At 72.2% G+C, this 2,928-nt stretch carries 2 protein-coding genes; both read right to left on the bottom strand.

What is annotated here, in order from left to right; translation table 11 throughout:
• Positions 1-21: 21 nt before the first annotated feature.
• Positions 22-1,749, bottom strand: a complete 1,728-nt coding sequence (gene atzF, locus CQZ88_RS20160) for an allophanate hydrolase (RefSeq protein WP_102800208.1) — start codon at positions 1,747-1,749, stop codon at positions 22-24.
• A partial coding sequence (locus tag CQZ88_RS20155) for a carboxyltransferase domain-containing protein (protein ID WP_146034340.1) occupies positions 1,746-2,928 on the bottom strand: 1,183 nt, incomplete at its 5' end. The genes atzF and CQZ88_RS20155, both read right to left, overlap by 4 nt.

Below are 2,928 nucleotides of genomic sequence, written 5' to 3'. Positions count from 1 at the left end.
GATTCCGGTTCAGCGCGGGAATCAGCGAGTCCGGTAGGCCACCCAGCCGCCGAACTCGGTGATGTCGACGGCGTCCACCGCGGCGTCGTGCGTGCAACCGAATCCGACGACCCACCGCCCGTCCGAGAGTTCGACGCTGGTCAGCGTCATCGGCGCGGGCAGCGCGGCCAGGAACCGGCCCAGGCCGGCCTCCGAGACCCGGAACACCTCGCCGGCGATCGGCGCGCCCCGGCCGGCGCCGTGGCGGACGAGACCGGGCTTCGGGGGAGTGGTGTTCAGCGCCGTCAGGCGGTACGCGTCGGACGTGTGGACCTCCTCGACGAACCGGGCACCGATCTCCTCGAGCTGGAAGTGCAACGGCTGGTCGCGCAGGTGCGCCCCGAACACCGCCAGCTCGACCCCGCCGGAGGCGAATCCCGGCGCGGCGACACCCGTCAACCGCGCCGCGAGATCCACGGCGACCTGGTCGGCGAAGGCCGGCACCACGACCATCACCCCGAAGGGATGGCCCTCGGCGGTCGGTGCACCCGGTACCGCGACCGCGGCCATGTCGAGCAGATTGCAGAAGTTCGTGAATGTGCCCATCCGCCGGTTGATCCCGATCGGGTCGGACTGTACCGCCGCGATCGTGGGATGCTCGGTGGTGGTGGGCAGCAGCAGCCCGGCGAATCCGTCGAGGAGGTCCGCCGCGAACGCCTTGGCCTGGGTCAGGGTGTCGAGATCGGCCACCAGTTCGTGCGCCGCGGGGCGCTCCGCGGCCGCGACGATCGCCGCGACCGTCGGATCCGCCCCGGCGGGGTTCGTCGCCAGGAACTCTCCGACGGCCGCGTACCGCTGCGCGACGACGGCACCGTCGTAGAGCAGTGTCGCCGCGTCCAGCAGCGGCGAGACGTCGACCTCGGTCACGTCGAGTCCCGCCGCACGTCCTGCGGCGACGGTGCGCGCGAACGCCTCTCGATACTCGTCGCACAACTCGACGAGGTCCTCCGCGCGCGGCACCGCCACACGCGGCGTGGACGGCGCGGCGAACGGCACGTCCGACGGCCACCTCCGGGAGCGCGGGTCGCGCGGTTCCGGCCCGGCCATCACCTTCGCCGCCGTCACGGCCAGGTCGAGCGACGTGGCGAACACGGTGAGGCAGTCGTAGTCCACGCACGCCGGCACCACGCCGTGGGCCGGGATCACGCCGAGCGTGGCCTTGATGCCCACCAGTCCCTGCAGCGCGGCCGGGACCCGGCCGGATCCCGCGGTGTCCGTGCCGATCCCGATGTCCGCGATGCCCAGCGCGACCGCGGTCGCCGAGCCCGAACTCGATCCGCCCGATACGCGTTCGGGATCCCAGGAACAGCGCACCGCCCCGTACGGGCTGCGGGTGCCGACGAGTCCGGTGGCGAACTGGTCGAGGTTGGTCTTGCCCAGGATCACCGCACCGGCATCGACGAGGCGCGCGACGCCCGACGCGGTGTCCGTGGGGGTGTAGGCGAACTCGGGGCAGCCGGCCGTGGTGGGTAGTCCGGCGACGTCCACGTTGTCCTTCACCGCCACGAGCAGGCCCGCGAGCGGCAGGTCCTCGCCCGCCGCGACGCGCGCGTCCACGGCGTCGGCGTCGGCGAGCACATCCGCGGCCGGCCGCAGCGCGATCCACACCTCGGGCCGGTCCACCTCGCCGAGGCGGCGCAGCGCCGCCTCCGCCCGGGCCCTGCTCGACGACGGCGCAGCCGAAAGTCCATTTTCCACAACGATGCTCATGCTGCTCCGATCACGAGAAGGGGGGTGCCGGGGGCGACTTTCGCGCCCGGCCCGACGAGGACCTTCAGGACGGTCCCCTCGACGGCTGCCGGCACGGGCATTTCCAGCTTCATGGCCTCGAGGATGACGGCGGTGTCGTCGGCGGCGACCCGTTCGCCCTCTGCCACCTCGACCCGCCACACGTTGCCGACCATGGGGGCCTCGACGACGACCGATCCCGCCGGCATCCCGGCGAGCGGGTCGACGGGCTCGACCACCTCGATCGGCGCCGGCTCGGTGCGGTCGAACTCACCGGCCGCGTGCCACGCCTGCTTCTCGGTTTCGAACGCCGCGGACTGACGCTCGTGGAACGCGTCGATGGACTCGGCGTTCTCCGCCAGGAACCGCAGGTGGTCGGCGAGGGCGAACGTGCCCTCGGAGACCTCGGCGTCGAACCGGCCCGCCAGGGACGCGGCGCGGTACTCGAGCAGTTGCTCGGGGCTCACCGGTTCCCACACGATCCGGTCGAAGAAGCGGAACAGCCACGGCTTGCCGTCCTCGAACGGGCCGGCCTGCCGGTACCCCGACCAGATCGGCACCGTCCGCCCGATCAGCTGGTAGCCGCCGGGGGACTCCATGCCGTAGACGCACAGGTACTTCCCGCCGATGCCCACGGCGTCCGACGGGGTCCACGTACGCGCCGGGTTGTACTTCGTCGTCACGAGCCGGTGCCGGGGATCGAGCGGAACAGCCAGGGGCGCACCGAGATACACGTCGCCGAGGCCGAGGACGAGGTACTCGGCGTCGAACACCGTGTCGCGGACCTGCTCGACCGAGTCGAGTCCGTTGATGCGCCGGATGAACTCGGTGTTCGACGGCAGCCACGGCGCCGAGTCGCGCACACCGCTGTGGTAGCGGGAGATCGCCTCGAAGATCGACGGGTCGTCGAACGAGAGCGGCAGCCGGACGGTGCGGCTGGGCACCACCAGATCGTGGGTGGCCGGCAGTTCCGTCTCGAGGTCCTGCAGGGTCCCGAGCAGCCGGTGCTGGGGCAGCACCTCCGGGTCGAAGTGCACGTGCAGCGACCGCACCCCCGGCGTGACGTCGACGATCCCCGGCAGGCGCACGGCCGCGAGCGCCTCGGACAGGGCGTGCACCCGCATCCGCAACCCCAGGTCGAGCACCATGTCGCCGTACTCG

This window comes from Rhodococcus sp. ENV425 (genome assembly GCF_002887785.1).
GTDB classification, from domain to species: Bacteria; Actinomycetota; Actinomycetes; order Mycobacteriales; family Mycobacteriaceae; genus Rhodococcus; species Rhodococcus aetherivorans.
Note: the sequence above shows the minus strand (reverse complement) of the source record. Positions and strands in the feature narration are given on the sequence as shown.